General features: G+C 64.0%; 15 protein-coding genes, 1 tRNA gene and 1 pseudogene. 5 read left to right on the top strand and 12 right to left on the bottom strand.

Features of this window, described 5'->3' with window-relative positions; genetic code table 11:
• Positions 1-253 precede the first annotated feature (253 nt).
• The 3 genes from IVB23_RS38780 to IVB23_RS38770 form a co-directional block, all read right to left on the bottom strand.
• The gene (locus tag IVB23_RS38780) at positions 254-889 is read right to left on the bottom strand and encodes an ATP-dependent Clp protease proteolytic subunit (protein WP_061877822.1); all 636 of its coding nucleotides are present in this window, start codon (positions 887-889) and stop codon (positions 254-256) included.
• Positions 890-1170: 281 nt separating this feature from the next.
• Positions 1171-2532: a trigger factor gene (tig, locus tag IVB23_RS38775; protein ID WP_247802086.1), complete on the bottom strand. Its 1362-nt coding sequence runs from the start codon at positions 2530-2532 to the stop codon at positions 1171-1173.
• A gap of 171 nt (positions 2533-2703) precedes the next feature.
• A tRNA-Leu gene (locus tag IVB23_RS38770) sits at positions 2704-2788 on the bottom strand.
• A gap of 154 nt (positions 2789-2942) precedes the next feature.
• On the opposite strand from IVB23_RS38770, the gene IVB23_RS38765 reads away from it, so the two are divergent.
• Positions 2943-4247 carry a multicopper oxidase domain-containing protein gene (locus IVB23_RS38765; protein WP_247802085.1) on the top strand — a complete coding sequence of 435 codons (1305 nt, stop codon included), beginning with the start codon at positions 2943-2945 and terminating at the stop codon, positions 4245-4247.
• Positions 4248-4251: 4 nt separating this feature from the next.
• On the opposite strand, the gene IVB23_RS38760 is transcribed toward IVB23_RS38765, so the two are convergent.
• Positions 4252-4689, bottom strand: coding sequence for a GNAT family N-acetyltransferase (locus IVB23_RS38760; protein ID WP_247802084.1), 438 nt, complete (start codon positions 4687-4689; stop codon positions 4252-4254).
• Positions 4689-6188: an NAD(P)H-hydrate dehydratase gene (locus IVB23_RS38755; RefSeq protein ID WP_247802083.1), complete on the bottom strand. Its 1500-nt coding sequence runs from the start codon at positions 6186-6188 to the stop codon at positions 4689-4691. Before IVB23_RS38755 ends, IVB23_RS38760 begins: the two co-directional genes overlap by 1 nt.
• 380 nt (positions 6189-6568) lie before the next feature.
• On the opposite strand from IVB23_RS38755, the gene IVB23_RS38750 reads away from it, so the two are divergent.
• Positions 6569-6907: a P-II family nitrogen regulator gene (locus tag IVB23_RS38750; RefSeq protein WP_007603495.1), complete on the top strand. Its 339-nt coding sequence runs from the start codon at positions 6569-6571 to the stop codon at positions 6905-6907.
• Positions 6908-7059: 152 nt separating this feature from the next.
• A complete protein-coding gene (gene glnA, locus IVB23_RS38745) occupies positions 7060-8469 on the top strand; it encodes a type I glutamate--ammonia ligase (RefSeq protein WP_247802082.1) in 1410 nt (469 codons plus the stop codon).
• Between the two features lie 81 nt (positions 8470-8550).
• Here the strand turns inward: glnA and IVB23_RS38740 are convergent, their stop codons facing one another.
• Together IVB23_RS38740 and IVB23_RS38735 are read right to left on the bottom strand one after the other, a co-directional pair.
• Complete coding sequence (locus IVB23_RS38740; protein ID WP_061877817.1) at positions 8551-9312, bottom strand: slipin family protein; 762 nt, start codon at positions 9310-9312, stop codon at positions 8551-8553.
• A complete protein-coding gene (locus IVB23_RS38735) occupies positions 9309-10691 on the bottom strand; it encodes a nodulation protein NfeD (RefSeq protein WP_247802081.1) in 1383 nt (460 codons plus the stop codon). The genes IVB23_RS38740 and IVB23_RS38735 overlap by 4 nt, the downstream gene beginning before the upstream one ends.
• Positions 10692-10729: 38 nt before the next feature.
• Here IVB23_RS38735 and IVB23_RS38730 point away from each other — a divergent pair, with 38 nt between their 5' ends.
• Complete coding sequence (locus tag IVB23_RS38730; RefSeq protein ID WP_247802080.1) at positions 10730-11059, top strand: helix-turn-helix domain-containing protein; 330 nt, start codon at positions 10730-10732, stop codon at positions 11057-11059.
• Positions 11060-11360: 301 nt separating this feature from the next.
• Here IVB23_RS38730 and IVB23_RS38725 read toward each other — a convergent pair whose 3' ends face one another.
• Both IVB23_RS38725 and IVB23_RS38720 read right to left on the bottom strand, forming a co-directional pair.
• A complete protein-coding gene (locus tag IVB23_RS38725; RefSeq protein WP_197966811.1) occupies positions 11361-11894 on the bottom strand; it encodes a transposase in 534 nt (177 codons plus the stop codon).
• Between the two features lie 155 nt (positions 11895-12049).
• Positions 12050-12823 (bottom strand): gamma-glutamyl-gamma-aminobutyrate hydrolase family protein, encoded by a 774-nt coding sequence (locus tag IVB23_RS38720; protein ID WP_061877814.1) that lies wholly within the window; start codon positions 12821-12823, stop codon positions 12050-12052.
• Between the two features lie 279 nt (positions 12824-13102).
• On the opposite strand from IVB23_RS38720, the gene IVB23_RS38715 reads away from it, so the two are divergent.
• Positions 13103-14254 carry an AI-2E family transporter gene (locus IVB23_RS38715; RefSeq protein ID WP_197966810.1) on the top strand — a complete coding sequence of 384 codons (1152 nt, stop codon included), beginning with the start codon at positions 13103-13105 and terminating at the stop codon, positions 14252-14254.
• A 90-nt stretch (positions 14255-14344) separates the two neighbouring features.
• On the opposite strand, the gene IVB23_RS38710 is transcribed toward IVB23_RS38715, so the two are convergent.
• The 3 genes and pseudogenes from IVB23_RS38710 to IVB23_RS38700 all read right to left on the bottom strand — a co-directional run bounded on the left by IVB23_RS38710 (position 14345) and on the right by IVB23_RS38700 (position 16269).
• Positions 14345-14641 carry an antibiotic biosynthesis monooxygenase family protein gene (locus IVB23_RS38710; protein ID WP_028155908.1) on the bottom strand — a complete coding sequence of 99 codons (297 nt, stop codon included), beginning with the start codon at positions 14639-14641 and terminating at the stop codon, positions 14345-14347.
• A gap of 115 nt (positions 14642-14756) precedes the next feature.
• A pseudogene (locus IVB23_RS38705) lies at positions 14757-14992 on the bottom strand (hypothetical protein).
• A 56-nt stretch (positions 14993-15048) separates the two neighbouring features.
• On the bottom strand, positions 15049-16269 hold the full coding sequence (locus tag IVB23_RS38700; RefSeq protein ID WP_061877811.1) for a GGDEF domain-containing protein: 1221 nt from the start codon (positions 16267-16269) through the stop codon (positions 15049-15051).
• Between the last annotated feature and the right edge of the window lie 22 nt (positions 16270-16291).

The following is a 16291-nucleotide window of genomic DNA, read 5'->3' as shown; positions in this document are numbered from 1 at the left end:
ACTATCAAGAATTCGCTAATCGGACGCCGCCGGCTACCCGTGACAATACCGTGATTTCCGGTCTTGGCACGGACGAAGTGATCGAAATCACCCCGGCGTTGCTGGATTGCCACGAAAAGAGCACGAAAGCGGAACTTTCTGCGTGTCGCAGCGCGCAAAAGCGCGTTTTGCGACGCGTGCACCCGCACCTAGCGTGGACGCACCCCGACGGGTCCACGGCGATCTGGGGGACCGCCGTGACGAGCCCGTAGTGCTACGGAGCCTTGGCCTGCGCCGGCTCCTCGGCGCGCTTGTCGATGACCTTGTCCACCAGGCCGAACTCCTTGGCGTCGTTCGCGGTCAGGAACTTGTCGCGTTCCAGCGCATCCTCGATCGACTTGTAGGTCTGGCCGGTGTGCTTGACGTAGATCTCGTTGAGCCGCTTCTTCAGGTTCAGGATTTCCTGGGCGTGCAGCATGATGTCGGTGGCCTGGCCCTGGAAGCCGCCGGAGGGCTGGTGGACCATGATGCGTGCATTCGGCAGCGAAAAGCGCATGTCCTTCTCGCCGGCGCAGAGCAGCAGCGAGCCCATCGAAGCAGCCTGCCCGGTGCACAGCGTCGAGACCGGCGGGCGGATGAACTGCATGGTGTCGTAGATCGCAAGGCCCGACGTCACCACGCCGCCCGGCGAATTGATGTACATCGAGATTTCCTTCTTCGGATTTTCCGCCTCAAGGAACAGGAGTTGCGCGACGATCAGCGTCGACATGCCGTCCTCGACCGGGCCGGTCACGAAGATGATGCGCTCCTTCAGGAGGCGCGAGAAAATGTCGTAGGCGCGCTCGCCACGGTTGGTCTGCTCGACCACCATGGGCACGAGGTTCATGTAGGTTTCAACCGGATCGCGCATGAGTCACCTAGTGTTTCGGAGACGGACATCGCCGGGCAGGCTTGCCAAAGTTTGGCTGGATTGCCGGGAGGCGAATGGACGTCCTGTGATGCAGGAACTTGGTAAGAAGTAAAAGGCGTAGCGACAGATATAGCCCATTTCGCTTCTGACAAGTACGCAGCGCATTAAGGCTTAATCCGTAGGGGCAGTTGAAGCTGATTCGCACAAAGAGGCCCAGCCGGCCACCTGGCTAGCTGGGCCTCTTCGTTGATCATCATTAATAGATGGCTGCCTCAAACCCTTCAGGCTGCGGTCTTTTCCGCGTCGTCGTCCTTGTAGAGGTCCTCGCGCGAGACCTTCTTCTCGGTCACGTTGGCGAGTTCGAGGATGAAGTCGACGACCTTGTCCTCGTAGATCGGTGCACGAAGCTGGGCCAGCGCCTGGGCGTTGTTGCGGTAATAGTCCCAGACCTCCTTCTCGCGGCCGGGCATCGAGCGCGCGCGCTCGATCACGGCGCGGCCGACCTCGTCGTCGGTCACGGTGATCTTGTTCTTCTCGCCGATCTCGGAGAGCACGAGGCCAAGCCGCACGCGGCGATCGGCGATCTTGCGGTACTCTTCCTTGGCGGCGTCCTCCGTGGTGTCCTCGTCGGCGAAGGTCTTGCCGGCGGAATCCATCTCGGCCTTGACCGAGTTCCACATCAGATTGAACTCCTCGTCGATCAGCGAGGGCGGCGCCTCGAAGCGATGCGCCTCGTCGAGGCGGTCGAGCAGCGCGCGCTTGACGCGCTGGCGCGTCGCGGTCGCGAACTCGGCGGAAAGGCGCTCGCGCGCGGCTTCCTTGAGCTTGTCCAGCGAGTCCAAGCCGAGCGACTTGGCGAACTCGTCGTCGATCGCGAGGTCCTGCGGCGCCTCGATCAGCGTCGCGGTGGTCTCGAACTCCGCCGGCTGGCCGGCGAGCTTGTCGTTCATGTAGTTCTTCGGGAACGACACTTTCAGCGTGCGGGTCTCGTTCGCGCCGATGCCGATCAGCTGCTCCTCGAAGCCCGGGATGAAGGTGTTGGAACCGATCAGGACCTGGATGCCTTCGCCGGTGCCGCCCTCGAAGACTTCGCCGTTGATGCGGCCCGTGAAGTTGATGGTGACGCGGTCGCCCGAGGCAGCCTTGGCACCCTCGCCCTTGTCGGCAAAGGTGCGGTTGGTATCGGCGATGCGCTTGATCGCTTCGTCGACGTCGGTGTCGGTGACGTCGGCGACGGGCTTCTCGACCTGGAAGGTCTTGAAGTCGGCGAGCGCGATCGCCGGCACGACTTCGATCGCGACCGTGTAGGTCAGGTCGGTCTTGCCGCTCAGCAGCTCCTCGACATCCTTCTGCTCCGTCGGCATGGTGATCTTCGGCTCGGTCGCGAGGCGGAAGCCGCGCTCGGAGAACAGCTGCGTGTTGGTGTCGCGAATGGTCTGGTCGATGGTTTCGGCCATCACGGAGCGGCCATAGACCTTCTTCAGGTGCGCGACCGGCACCTTGCCCGGACGGAAGCCGTTGATGCGGACCTTGTCCTTGAGGTCGACGAGCTTGGCGCCGGCCTTGGCATCGAGATCAGACGCGGGAACGCTGATCTTGAACTCGTGCTTCAAGCCTTCCGAGAGGGTTTCTGTGACCTGCATGGCGTCCAATCTTCTTCTCGTTCGGTCCCGGCACGTCGCGCGTCGGGACGCTGTCATTAATCGATCCGGCGCGAGGCGAACGCCTCACCACCGGTGTTCATCGGACCGGCTCCAGACGGACGATCGTCCGCAGAAGCAGGTCTCGTAATCCGTGCAAACGCGATAAGCGCTTGGTGCGGGCGGAGGGACTCGAACCCCCACAACTTTCGTCACTGGAACCTAAATCCAGCGCGTCTACCAGTTCCGCCACGCCCGCGTGAATTTGCATCAAGACCGGCCGCGATGCCGCGGGCGGCCGGGCTTATAGCATGTGCCTGACTGTTCGCAGCAAAAAAATGGCCGGTTGGAGGCATGCTTGAAGTAGGCACGATGGCTGGACTTATCCAGCGCGTCATGATCCGGATCGCCCCATGAAACCGCGAATTCTCGACCCGACCCGACGTGAGGTTTTGACCGGTCTCGGGGCCTCGGCGGCCGGGTTGATGACCGGCGGCGCAGGGCCGCTTGTGACCGCCCAGCTCGCGCTTCTGGCAAGGCCGGCAACCCTGGCTTCGAAGGCGGGGCAACCAGCTACAGCAATCTGGGAGCTGGCCGCCATAAGCCATCTCGGGACCGTCCGTCTCAAGCGCGGCGACCGATGCGAAGTGGTGTTTCGCAACGACCTGCCTGTGCCACTTGCGCCGGTCTGGTACGGCCTCAATGGCGCGACTGCCGCCGACCCGCTGCGAGGGCGCGCGCCCGCCGCACCGGATACGACCGAAACATCAATTATTTCAACACCAAACGCGGGAACCCTGCTGGCGGACTTCCGCCTCTTCGAGGGCAGCCTGAAGCAGCCCGCGCGCCCGCTCCCGATCATCGTGGCCGAGACCAGCCGGGTTGCCGCCGACCGTGACGAGGTCCTGTTGATCGAGGAATGGCGTCTGCGGCCGGATGGCACCGCGGTCCCGCCGGGCCAGGACCCCAAGGACGCGACACCGCTCTACACGGTCAATGGCAGAACTTCATTCGAACTCTCAGCCTTGGGCGGCCAGCGGCTGCGACTGCGCATTATCAACGGCTCGCAACGCTCTGTTCTCGCAATTAAATTGGAGAATCACGAAGTTAATGTCCTGGCCTTGGACGGCCAGCCGGCCGAGCCGTTTCCGGCCCGCAACGGCGCCCTCGTCCTGGCTCCCGGCGCGCGGGCCGACGCTTTCTTGGATGTCGAGATCTCGGCTCCCTTCATGCTGCACGACGGCAAGTCGGCCCGCCAGATCGGAACCCTTTCGATCTCCGGCGGAATCCGGCGGCGCGCGGCGCTGCCGCCGCTACAGCCGCTGCCTCCGAACGATCTGCCCGACCACCTCGACTTGAAAGGCGCCCTGCGGTTCGATGTCGCGCTCGGCGGAGCCGACGCCGCCTGGGCACGGCCCGCAAATTTCTCCACGGCCTCCGCCCCGGCCTTCCGCGCCAAGGCCGGCCGCACCGTCGTGCTGGCCCTGAAGAACCCCGCCCCCGTCACGACCGTGTTCCATCTGCACGGCCACCCTTTCCGCCTGCTCGACACGCTCGACGATGGCTGGAAGCCCTACTGGCTCGACACGCTCGCGATCGAGCCCGGCCAGACCCAGCGCATCGCATTCGCGGCAACCGCGCCCGGGCGATGGCTGCTCGAATCCGTGGTGACCCATTGGGCCGCACCACGTCTGGTGCGCTGGTATGGGGTGGAGTGAACGCCTACTGGCGCGTCCAGAGGTAGCGGGCGTCGGGCTCTCGCTCCTCATTCCGCGCCCCGTCGGTCTCCTCGGTCAGCATGAACCCGCGCGCCTCGTAGAAGCGTCGCGCGAGCATATTGCGCTGGAAGGTCCAGAGCTCCAGCCGTCCGCTGGCGCCTTTGGCAATGTCGAGGAGTTCGGTGCCGACGCCGCGGCCCTGCGCAACCGGAAGCACGTAGAGCTGTTCGACCCAGCCGTCGCGGAAGGCGATGATCCCGCTCAGGACGTCATCAGCGAACCATCCCCATACTTGGCATATCGAAAAGATGCGTTCGCGATAGAACCAGCGATCCTCCTCCGGCGTGTGCAGCCCGACCAGCCACGGCATCGCCTGGTCGAACGCGATCCGATGAACCTGCGCCGTCGCGCCCATTTCCGTGAGCGCGAGCTGCCTGAGCATCAGTATTCCACCCCCAGCACATCATAGATCCGCCGGTGCACCGCCGGCAGCGTCTCGGTCAGGTCCTCCGCGATCAGGCCCGGCCCGGCTTCGCTCGCCGCCTCGCCATGCATCCAGACGCCGATGCTGGCGGCTTCGAACGCCGGCACGCCCTGCGCCAGCAGCCCTGCGATGATGCCGGACAGCACGTCGCCGGCGCCGGCGGTGGCAAGCCAGGGCGGCGCGTTGGCGGCGATGGTGGCGCGGCCGTCAGGGGCGGCGATGGTGGTGTCCGGGCCTTTCAGGAGCACGACGGCGCCGGAGCGCTCGGCGGCAGCGCGGACGCGCTCGAGCTTGGAGCGGCCGGGATGCTTGTTACTGAGATCGGAGAACAGGCGCGGAAACTCGCCCTCGTGCGGGGTCAGCACCACCGCGTTGTCCTGCGAGGACTTGATCGATTCGAACAGGCGCTCGGGGGTCGCGGCGAAGCTCGTCAGCGCATCCGCATCGAGCACCAGATGCCGCTGCGCGTTGAGAGCGGTGTGAACGAGGTCGCAGGTGCGCTCACCGATGCCCGCGCCGGGACCGATGATGCAGGTATTGTAGCGCTTGTCGCCGAGCAGCTCGCCGAACTCGATCGCGGTATCGACGGGGCGAACCATCACCGCAGTCAGCGCGCCCGCATTGATCGCGAGCGCATCGCGCGGGCTCGCCAGCGTCACGAGGCCCGCGCCGGCGCGCAGTGCTCCGCGCGCAGCAAGCCGCGCAGCGCCTGTCGCTGCCGCATCGCCGGACACCGCCAGCACGTGACCCCGCGCGTATTTGTGGCCATCGATGCGCGGCACCGGAAAGGCGGCGCCCCAGAGGTCCGGATCGTTCTCGAAGGTCTGCGGCGCGATCTCGTCCAGCACCTGCGCATCGATGCCGATGTCGGCGACGCGCACGCGGCCGCAATGCATGCGCCCGGGCAGAAGCAGATGCGCCGGCTTCTTGCGGAAGAAGGTGACGGTCTCGGTGGCGTTCACCGCCGCCCCCATCACGGCCGCGCTGGTGCCGTTGATGCCGCTCGGCAGGTCGACCGCGAGCGCCGGGGCACCGTTGGCGTTGATCGCCTCGATCATTTCGCGGGCCTCGCCGTCGACGGGACGGCTGAGACCGGCACCGAACAGCGCATCGACGATCAGCGCAGGCTTTCCGATTGCCTGGGGGTTGAACGGAAGCACCGGATGCTTCCAGCCGCGCGCCGCGGAGGCCGCATCGCCCTGGAGCTGGTCGCGCTCGCACATCGGGATCACCGAGACCTCCCGCCCCTGGGCGGCGAGCTCGGCGGCCGCGACAAAGCCGTCGCCGCCATTGTTGCCCGGGCCGGCCACGATCAGGATCGGCCCCTCCTCCGCCAGCGCATGGGCGGCCTTGGCGACCGCCTGGCCCGCGCTCAGCATCAGCTTGAAACCGGGCGTACCGGCCGCAATGGCAAGCTGGTCGGCGCGCTGCATTTCGGCGTTGGTCAGAACTTCCATGCCACTTCCTAGTACAATCGCCTCTTCAACAGGCACCTTCCGTGCCGATCCGACGACGAAAACATTGATTTGCACATATATTGCACCATTTGCCTATTTCGTAGTCTTCGGTATTTTGTGCAGATCGGCGCCACCACCCAGGATGCTCGTTAAAAGGCTGATAACGCTCCAATAACCAGGGCATTTGCAACTTGGCATAGACCCTGCTTTCGAGGAAGCCGCTTCGGTTCGTCGTGCTCACTGGCATCTTACAGAGTGTGGCCGACCGTTGTTGCCGGACTGGTCAGGGATCCCGGCATAGAGAGGACAAGATCGTGCGTTGAGAAATGCGCATCCTGACGAAGACGTTGCTATTTGATCGAGAGGCCGGGAGTCGCGCAGTGAAGAAAATCGAAGCCATCATCAAGCCATTCAAGCTCGACGAGGTGAAGGAAGCGCTTCAGGAAGTTGGTCTTCAAGGCATCACCGTCACCGAAGCCAAGGGCTTCGGCCGGCAGAAGGGTCACGCCGAACTTTACCGCGGCGCAGAATACATCGTCGACTTCCTGCCGAAGGTAAAAATCGAGATCGTGATCGGCGACGATCTGGTCGAGCGCGCCATCGACGCGATCCGCCGCGCCGCGCAGACCGGCCGCATCGGCGACGGCAAGATCTTCGTCTCCAACATCGAAGAGGCGATCCGCATCAGGACCGGCGAATCCGGGCTGGACGCTATCTGAGCCGGGTGCTATCCCGCGTTTTGCGACACTCCGACAAGAAATAAGGCTGCTTCGGCGGCCTGATTTCGTTTGTGCAGTCGCGCAAAACTCGCCCAAAGCGAGAACGAGTTTGCTCATCTGGAAACCGATCCGCAGAGCCAAAAGGGGTATGCATGAAGACCGCCAAAGACGTCCTGAAATCGATCAAGGACAACGACGTCAAGTACGTCGACCTGCGCTTCACCGATCCGCGCGGCAAGTGGCAGCACGTCACGTTCGACGTCAGCATGATCGATGAAGACATCTTCGCCGAAGGGACGATGTTCGACGGGTCCTCGATCGCCGGCTGGAAGGCGATCAACGAGTCCGACATGTGCCTGATGCCCGATCCGGTGACCGCGACGATCGATCCGTTCTTCGCCGAGACCACCATGGTCATCACCTGCGACGTGCTCGAGCCGACCACCGGCGAGCCCTACAACCGCGACCCCCGCGGCATCGCCAAGAAGGCCGAGGCGATGGTGAAGTCGATGGGCGTGGGCGACACCGTGTTCGTCGGCCCCGAGGCCGAGTTCTTCGTGTTCGACGACGTGCGCTTCTCGTCCACCCCCTACAACACCGGCTTCCGCCTCGACTCCTCGGAGCTGCCGACCAACTCCGACACCGAATATGAAGGCGGCAATCTCGGCCACCGCGTCCGCACCAAGGGCGGCTATTTCCCGGTTCCGCCGCAGGATTCCGTGCAGGACATGCGCTCGGAGATGCTCGGGGCCATGGCCAAGATGGGCGTCAAGGTCGAGAAGCATCACCACGAGGTCGCTTCCGCCCAGCACGAGCTCGGCATGAAGTTCGACACGCTGACGCTGATGGCCGACCACCTCCAGATCTACAAATACTGCATCCACCAGGTCGCGCACATCTACGGCAAGACCGCAACCTTCATGCCGAAGCCGGTCTACGGCGACAACGGCTCGGGCATGCATGTGCACCAGTCGATCTGGAAGGACGGCAAGCCGGTGTTCGCCGGCAACAAATACGCCGACCTGTCGGAGACCTGCCTCCACTACATCGGCGGCATCATCAAGCACGCCAAGGCGATCAACGCCTTCACCAACCCCTCGACCAACTCCTACAAGCGTCTGGTCCCGGGCTATGAGGCCCCCGTGCTGCTCGCCTATTCCGCGCGCAACCGCTCGGCCTCCTGCCGCATCCCCTACACCGCTTCGCCGAAGGCCAAGCGCGTCGAGGTGCGCTTCCCCGATCCGCTGGCCAATCCCTATCTCGGCTTCGCCGCGATGCTGATGGCCGGCCTCGACGGCATCAAGAACAAGATGGATCCGGGTCCGGCGATGGACAAGGACCTCTACGACCTGCCGAAGGAAGAGCTGAAGCAGATCCCGACGGTATGCGGCAGCTTGCGCGAGGCGCTCGAAAACCTCGACAAGGACCGCGCCTTCCTCAAGGCCGGTGGCGTGTTCGACGACGACTTCATCGACGCCTATATCGAGCTGAAGATGACCGAGGTCGAGCGCTTCGAGATGACGCCTCACCCGATCGAGTTCGACATGTACTATTCGGGCTGATCGGCTCGAACGCTTTCCGACAGGCAAGAGGCGCTCCGAAAGGGGCGCCTTTTCGTTTTGGACGTTGCGGCAAGCCTATCGCTACGGGTTATTTGGCCGCGGCATAAAGTGGTCGAGCAGGCCCGTCGGCAGCGGAAACACGACCGTCGACGACCGCTCGCCGGCGATGTCGTGCAGGGCCGCGAAGTAACGCAGCTGCATCGCCTGGGGCTCCTGCGCGAGGATCCTGCCTGCTTCGACCAGCTTTTCGGCCGCCTGCTGCTCGCCCATCGCGTTGATCACCTTGGCCCGCCGCAGGCGTTCCGCCTCGGCCTGTTTGGCAATCGCGCGAACCATGGTTTCGTTGATATCGACGTCCTTGATCTCGATGCCGGTGACCTTGATGCCCCAGACGTCGGTCTGCTTGTCGAGGATCTCCTGGATGTCGGCGTTCAGCCTGTCCCGCTCGGCAAGCATCTCGTCGAGCTCGTGCTTGCCGAGCACCGAGCGCAGCGTGGTCTGGGCGAGCTGGCTGGTCGCCGCCATGTAGTCGCCGACCTTGATGATTGCCCGCTCGGGATCGACGATGCGGAAGTACAGAACGGCATTGACCTTGACGGACACGTTGTCCCGCGAAATCACGTCCTGCGGCGGCACGACCTGCACCATGACCCGCAGATCAACCTTTACGAGCTGCTGCACGATCGGCACGAGGATGATGAGACCCGGGCCCTTCACGCCGGTAAAGCGGCCGAGCGTAAAGATCACGCCACGCTCATATTCGCGCAGGATTCGAATAGCCTGGGACAGAAACACGACGACGAGCAGCGCAAGCGCCGCATATGTCAGATATTCGAGCATCATGACGTACCTCCCTCGCCTGTTCGGGCGGGTGTGCGGCGTATCAGCAGCGTCAGGTCGATGATGTTGGCGACTTCGACGATCTCTCCGGGCCTGAACGTCTCGGCGCCGCGCGCCTGCCAGCGCTCACCATGGGCGAAGACATGACCTTCGTTCCCGTTCCAGTCGAGAATTTCGGCGGGCAAGCCGCGCATGGCCTGCGCGCCGACCAGCGCAGGAGCTTTGCGGACGCGCCGAAGCGAACCAAGCACGATCAGCGCAAAGCCGCTGAACACTGCCGCAGTGGCGCCGATCACCCACCACGACACTTGGTAGCCAGGCGCCTCGCTCCTGAAAAGCATCATCGCTCCCAGCACGAAGGCGATGATCCCTCCGAAGCCGACCACCACGGTCGGGTTGAAGGCTTCGACGGTGAGAAGCACCAGTCCGACTAACATCAAGGCGAGACCGGCATAATTGATCGGCAGCAAATTGAGTGCGTAGAGGCCGGTCAGCAGGCAGATCGTGCCGACGACTCCCGGCGCGACCGCACCGGGAGATACGAACTCGAAGATCAGGCCGTAAATGCCGACCATCAGGAGAATGAATGCCACGTTCGGATTGGTGATGACTGCCAGGAAGCGGGATATCCATCCCGGCTCGATGGCTTCGACGACAGCATCCTTCGTCGCGAGGCGTTGCGTCCTGCCGCCGGCAACCTCCACCACACGGCCATCGAGCTGCCGCAGCAATTCAGCCTGATCGCGCGCGACGAGATCGATGGCATGTGCCTCCAGCGCGCCGTTGGCAGTGAGTGTTGCAGCCTCACGGACCGCCTTCTCCGCCCAGTCCGCATTGCGGTTACGCAGTTCGGCGAGGCTGCGGATGAAGGCGACGGCATCGTTCGTGGCCTTCGCCGTCATCGCGTCCTTCGGCTCATCCTTCTTGTCCTTGCCATCCTTGTCCGGTGTACCGCTTGGCAGGCCCGGCAGCGGCCCGCCGATCTGGACCGGCGTCGCCGCACCGATATTGGTGCCTGGTGCCATCGCCGCGATGTGGGTCGCATAAAGGATATAGGTCCCGGCACTCGCCGCGTGGGCGCCGGAAGGAGCGACGTAGCCGACAACAGGAACGGGCGACGCGAGCACATCAGCGATGATCTCGCGCATGCTGGAATTGAGACCGCCGGGGGTGTTCATTCTCAGAAGCACGACCTCAGCGCGCCGTTCGCTGGCCTTGGCCAAAGCCTCCCGCACGTAGCTGGCCGACGCAGGGCCAATCGCCCCGTCGATCGTAACAACAACTGCAACACGGCTGCTCTCCTCCGCTGAGCTGGGAAGGAGGCAGCAGATCAAAGCCACGACGGTGATCGCCGCAACGAGGGCCGCCTTCATGGTCTGCACGGCAAGGGCTCCCTTTCAGAACATATGGTATTCTTCTTATGAACCTCAATGCTGCGCGTGGAGATCAACGTTGCGATTGTGCATCGCAACGGGAGTGTCCATGCAGGATTGCCGACGCGCTCGGTCTCAGCGAGCGTACGCTGAGCCGCAAATTCCAGGAGCTCACGCACGAGCCGCCGCATTCCTTCATCATGCGCCGCCATGTCGAGCACGCGCGCACCCTGCTGGAATCGACGCTGCAGCCGATCAAGACCATTGCGCGCGCTGCCGGCTATGAGTATGAGAGCAGCTTCCGCGAGGCGTTCCGCAAGCTGACGCTGATGTCACCGCAAGCCTATCGCGCACGACGGATGGAGCGGGCGGTGTGAGGCTGGTGTCGGTGGCATGACCGATGGACGCAGTCTGGTCGCGACGCTCTCGCTGAGCACAGCCTGAGTGCATCTACGATTCAACACGGTAGAGAAACCCTGCGCCACGGAGTCGCCATCAGCTTTCGTTCCGCATCTGACTCCAGTTCGTTCTCGGAGAACAAATCAGAGCCGAAAAAATCTGAGCGGACCAATTCCTACCGATCAGTTTATTCCGTCGGAAATTTGGGATGCACCTTGGATAGCCAGTCCTCGTAGGGCGGATTAGCCGAAGGCGTAATCCGCCAACTGCGTGCGACGCTCACGCACGTTCGCCAAAGTTACCATCCGCGTTGCTATCTCCCGCCCAATCCGCCGGAAACAGTCCGGCCTCGACATCTCGGTGAAATGACGAATGCGGCCAATCCAACACGCGGGTCACATATCCGTGCTTGACTGGGTTGATGTAGCAATACTCGACATGGCGTGCGTAGTCGGTTTCGTCGCGGATGAGGTGCTCCCAGAACCGGTTCTGCCATACGCCACGCTCCCGTCTTGCGATCTGTACAGCGGTTAAAGGCTCTGTCTTCGGCAGGGACTTCGCGAAGCGCGTTTTGATCGATCTCCACCGCATCGAAAAGTCGGCATCGCCGCCGGGAAGCGTCCAGACCGCATGAAGGTGGTCCGGAAGAACGACAAACGCATCGATAGTGAACGAATAGTCCCGACGCGTCGCTGCAACGGCCGCGCGCAGCGCTGCGATGTGCTCGACGAGCAGCCGCTGCCTACGATCAAGAAGATTGACCGTGAAGAACCAGCAGCCACCTGGAACAAGTGCACGGCGGTAGTTCGGCATTTGCGGCCGCCCCATGAAGTAAAGATGGCGGATTACGCCTTCGGCTAATCCGCCCTACTCAGTCCAAGCCGAGTGTGCAACGTGGCAGAAGCTGGCTTCCCGGCTCTGCGCCGCAACGCTCCCGCGTTGCAGCGCGTCCGGGACACGAGCGCGAGCTACGCCGCCGCCTTCTGCCGCTCGACCAAGGCTTCGCCAAAGGCCTCGAACAGCTTGCGGTTGATCGGGTTGTGCTGCGGATCGTACTCCGCATGCCATTGCACGCCGAGCGCAAAGGCCGGGGCTTCGGCGATGCGGATCGCCTCGATCGTGCCGTCCTCGGCGACGCCCTCGATCAGGACGCGCTTGCCGGGTTCGAGAATGCCCTGGCCGTGCAGCGAATTCACCCGGATCTTCTCGCAGCCGAGGATTCTCGCGAACGCCCCGCCCGGCGTCAGGTCGACGTCATGGCGATCGGCGAACACCACCGTCGGATCGGGATGGATCTCGCCGTTCTCGAGCCGGGGCATGCGATGGTTCATGCGACCCGGGATCTCGCGGATCTCGGGATGCAGCGAGCCGCCGAAGGCGACGTTCATCTCCTGGAGACCGCGGCAGATGCCGAACAGGGGGATGCCGCGGGAGACGCAGGCGACGGAGAGCGCCAGCGCCACCTCGTCGCGGTGGATGTCGTAGGGCTCGTGCTTCTCGCAAGGATCGACGTTGAAACGGGTCGGGTGCACGTTCGCGCGGGCGCCGGTGAGAATGATGCCGTCCACGGTATCGAGCAGCGCCGCGATATCCGTGATGTCGGGCGAGCCCGCGAACATCACCGGCAAGCCGCCGGAGACCTCAGCCACGGCGCGCAGGTTTCGCTCGCCGACCATCTGGACCTGAAATCGATTTTCGACGCGATGGGAATTCCCGATCACGCCGACGACCGGCTTTCTCATCTGTCGTTCCGCGCCTCCAGGTAAGAAGATTCCGTCAACATGCCCCTCCGATGGAACAAATTCAACAGAAGGGATCGCGGGACGGCAATGCTATTTTCGCGCAAATACCCGGACTGGAGCGCCGTGGCAGGCCGGGCGGCGGCGAGTCCGATCGCTCGGAGGGGACTTACAGCCCCGCGTTGGCGACCAGCGCGCCGATCCGGCCCGTGTCCCGCTTGATCCGCGCCAGGATTTCGCGAAAGAGTGCGCAAGCGCCGCCGCCCTCGAAAAGGATCCAATGTGACGATTCCCAGAGATGAACGCCTCCGGACCCGCACCGACCTGGCTCGGGATCAGGCCTGGGCGATTTCGATCGGAGGCATCGGCGTCGTGCTGTTCACCGCACTGCTCGCCTTCACATGGTATTTTGCAGCCACCCTGCTGCTGATCTTCACGGGCATGCTGCTCGGACTCGGCCTCAACGCGCTGGTCCATGCGCTCGGCCGCCGGGTTCACCTGCCTCATACGGTCCGACTTGCGATCGTCTGCGTCGCGCTCGCCCTGCTTCTGGCGGGCATCGCCTATCTGGGCGGCGCCACCATTGCCGAACAGGCCTCGCTGCTGAGCAAGACCATCAAGTCGCAGATCGTGAATGTCAGGTCCTTCCTGGAAACCCACGGCATCGACACCAGCTTCTTCGATCTCGGCAACGCTGCGTCGGACGCCTCGGCCATGACGTCGCCGGACGCAACGCCCGCGCCAGCGGCGCCATCGCGCGGGCCCTTGCCCGGTGCCGGCGCGCTCGCCTCCAGCGGCGGGGCGATCGTGAGCCAGACCTTCAAGCTGCTGCTCGGCACCATTCACGGCGTCGGCAACATCTTCATCGTGCTGTTCCTGGGCCTTGCCTTCGCCGCCCAGCCGGGCGTCTATCATGACGGCCTGCTGTTCCTGGCACCGGCGAGGCACCGCACGCGTGTCGCCCTCGTCATCGACCGTATCAGCGAAACGCTGGAGCGCTGGCTGATCGCCCAGATCGTCGTCATGATCGCGGTCGGTGTCGTGACCTGGATTGGCCTCGCGATCATCGGCATCCCCGGCGCGTTCATCTTAGGGATCCAGGCGGGTCTGCTCGCCTTCATCCCCACCGTCGGAGCCATCATCGCCGGCGTCATCGTGGTGCTGGCAAGCCTCGCCTCGGGCTGGATCCCGGCCTTGTCGGCCTTTCTCCTCTTCATGGGCGTTCACGCCATGGAGAGCTACGTGCTGACGCCGATCCTGCAGCGGCAGGCGCTCGACATCCCGCCGGCCACGCTGTTCGCGTTCCAGATCCTGCTCGGCGTCGTGTTCGGCATCTGGGGCCTCGCGCTGGCGCTGCCACTGGTCGCCATCGCCAAGGTCATGATCGACCACTTCAAGACCTATGAGGCGCCGCCTCTCGCTGAGGCGGCGTAGAGCATGATCCGGAAACGTGCGCAGCGGTTTTCCTTCGCGACAAACGCGGAACGCGTTTTCGCGGAGATCATGCTCCAGAAATAGAGCCGCTCAGGTCGTCAGCACGGTCTCGGTGTGCTCGACCTCGGGGGGCGAGGCAAAATACTGGCCGACGAGGCCGCGCCATTCGGTGAAATTCTCCGAGCCGCGGAAGTCGACGGTGTGGTTCTCCAGCGTCGCCCACTTCACCATCAGCCGGTAGCGCTGCGGCTTCTCGATGGATTTGTGCAATTCGAAGCCGTGAAACCCCTTGGAGCCGCCGAAGGCGGCCTTGGCCTTGGCGACGGCCGCCTCGAAATCCTTCTCGCTGCCCGGCTTGACGTCGATTTGCGCGATCTCGGTGATCATCGGTTTCCACCTTTTCGTTCGATCGGCGTGTCTACCGCAGACGGCGACAAAGAAAAAGGCGCCGAAAACGGCGCCTGGCTCCCTGGAATATGCAGGTCTCTTGAATGCAGGCCTGTCAGGCGAGCAGCAAAACGGTGCCCGCAACGATGAACACGCAACCGGCGAACATTGCGAACGGCCAATAGCTGTGGTGCTGGCCATAGCGCCCCTGCGCGCGACGCTCGGCGATCAGCGCCGTCTCGTATTCATCGGCGGTCGAGAACAACAGGCGAAGCCTCCGCGTGCGGAGGCCGCGGCTGCTTCGAGCGACATCAGGGTGATTTGCGGATTCTGTCGACGGATCGATTCCATGCCCGCGATGGTAGGAATCGAACGGTAAACAGAGGATTACCGCAAGGCCCCTGCGATCAGGCGGTGGCCGGCCGCGCCCGCGGCGCGCCGATCCGTGCCGCGCTCTGGCGGCGCCAGTTCTCCAGCGACAGTGGCAGCTCCTCGGCCGCCTCGACGCGGTTACGGCCGCCGCGCTTGGCCTGGTAGAGCGCGGTGTCGGCCGAGGCCAGCAGCACTTCGAGCTCGGTGCCGGCCGGACCGCCGGCGACGCCGATGCTGACCGTGGTGTCGACCGGGCCCTCGTCGACCACGACGCCGGAGGTCTCGAACGCTTCGCGCACGCGCTCGGCGACCAGCACGCCCTCCTCCAGCGAACACGGCAGGAGCGCGGCGAACTCCTCGCCGCCGATGCGGCCCGAGAGGTCGGAGATGCGCAAATTGCTGACGACGACGGTGGAGAAAAGCTTCAGCATCTCGTCGCCGGCAGGATGGCCGAAGCGGTCGTTGATCGACTTGAAGTGGTCGATGTCGAAGATCATCACGGTCACGGGACGCCCGGCCTTGGCCTCGCGCTCGATCACGCGCGCGCAGGCCTCCGAGAAGCCGCGGCGGTTGAGCATGCCGGTCAAAGGATCGGTGGACGCCGCGGTCCGATGCGCGGTGACGGTGCGTTCCGACACCAGCATGAAGATCACGAACACGGTGCCGACGGAATAGAGTATGAGCTCGACCGCGAACACGGTGACCCAGATGCTCGAGGAGAAGCCGGCATCATGCGGGCGCAGGAAGCTGCCGATCAGGATCGGCAGCATCAACACGCAGCCGTGCATCACCGGAATCACGAAGGCGGGCCAGCGCCGTTGCACGCTCTTGCGCCGTTCGGTCCAGAGCTCGCTCGCGGTCAGCGCCGCATAGATCGAGACGATACCGGCACCGAGGAGCATGCGCAGCATGGACGCGGCGGGATCGAGCAGCGTCGCAGCAGTGACCCAGGCGAGCGCACCAAGCACGAGACCGGGCCAGTTCGGCTTGCGGCCGTGGAAGACGCGCGCCGCATTCCACACCATGCCGCAGGCGACGAAACCGACGGCGTTCAGCGCAAGATAAATATGGGGACCCAGCCTGTCGCCCGCCGCGGTCCACAGCGCGACCGAGGCGGCACCGAGCAGATAGGCGGTGCCCCACCATTTCAGCGCGGGGCTGTTCTCCTGCTTGCCGAAAAACACCATCATGGCGCCGAGCAGTGCGGCAACCATGGTGGCGACCAAATAGAGCGTGATGCTATCGAGCGACATCATGTCGGCCCCCTCTAGAACATAG

The organism is Bradyrhizobium sp. 191, assembly GCF_023100985.1.
Lineage (GTDB): Bacteria > Pseudomonadota > Alphaproteobacteria > Rhizobiales > Xanthobacteraceae > Bradyrhizobium > Bradyrhizobium diversitatis.
Note: the sequence above shows the minus strand (reverse complement) of the source record. Positions and strands in the feature narration are given on the sequence as shown.